General features: G+C 37.7%; 1 pseudogene. It reads right to left on the minus strand.

What is annotated here, in order from left to right:
* A pseudogene (locus MCO_RS10920) lies at positions 1 to 1067 on the minus strand (hypothetical protein); the annotation flags it as partial.
* Positions 1068 to 1186 lie beyond the last annotated feature (119 nt).

Genomic DNA, 1186 nt, shown 5'->3' on the forward strand with positions numbered 1-1186 from the left:
TAGGATTTTAGGACATCAATTTGACCTGTCAATGCTAAACAAGCCAAATGCCAAATCACAGCTGGATAATAGCTATATTTTTGGATAAGCGTTTTGCTTTCTATTGATGCTTGTAAATCTTTGGCACGTGCCCATTGTATTATCCGCTCAGAGATTTTTGTTAACTCTTGCTCATTTAATGTCTCTACACGAATATCAATCCCTTTATCAAACTCACTAATCCCCCCTCCTCCAATAGTATTAAAAGATCGATAAATATCCGTAGGTCGTACAAGATTACGTTGTCCACAAAAATGAATATACAAGCAAGCCAAAGAAATCTCTTCATTAGATATTTCAGCTTCGAGATGAACATTATACTGATCATAGAGATGTACAAAGCCAAAATCTAACTTAATAAAACGATCCGGCAAAGAGAGCCACATTTTTCCAGGCTCCATAGAAACCCATCCTTGCGTTTTGAGAATGCGGCTTGCTGCAGTAAGATTCACCAAGCGCTGATTGAGCTTTTTGCGTGCGAGAATATCGTCCAATTCTCCATTTTTATAGGCTTGAGCAAAAAGAAGGAGGCGATCATACCTCGTCATTGTTTTGTAATCAGAAAATTCTGGTACATACAACTGAGATGTAGCCTCAGAACTCTTCAAAGTCTCTACATCACCAAGCAAAGCCTTTGCGACAAGAGAATGATCTGCAGCTTCTTCACGTAATTTTTGTTCAATATCTTGTTCTTGAGCCCAAGCTATTACCCTATTTAAAGCTTCTTCAATATGGCTTTCAGAAAGATCTGAGGCTTTAATATCAAAGTTATCTTTTGCGGAAATTAATGTATTTTTATATTGCGATTTTTCGCCATTATCATATTCCCAGCCAAGACAATAAGCAGCAGTGGTGAGATTAACAGATAACCGAAACTTTCCCCCATCCTCTCCATAATCTACAACATCATAACTAATGCCTACAATGCGATCGGGAAGATAATAATGCGCAAAAGTATCTCCTACTTCATCACGATAAGGCTCCCAGCCACGCTTTTTTAATATTTCTGTTACATCTTTGGTGTGCATAATCATTCACTTATCAACCAATTGTGCAACATCATCTAAGGTATAGGTTTTCATAGATGATCCTCAAAATTTGCGTTATAAATGCTCCATATTTTCCCTATCAATTGCCCCACCCCCAT

The sequence above is a fragment of the Bartonella sp. DB5-6 genome (genome assembly GCF_000278115.1).
Taxonomy (GTDB): Bacteria; Pseudomonadota; Alphaproteobacteria; order Rhizobiales; family Rhizobiaceae; genus Bartonella; species Bartonella refiksaydamii.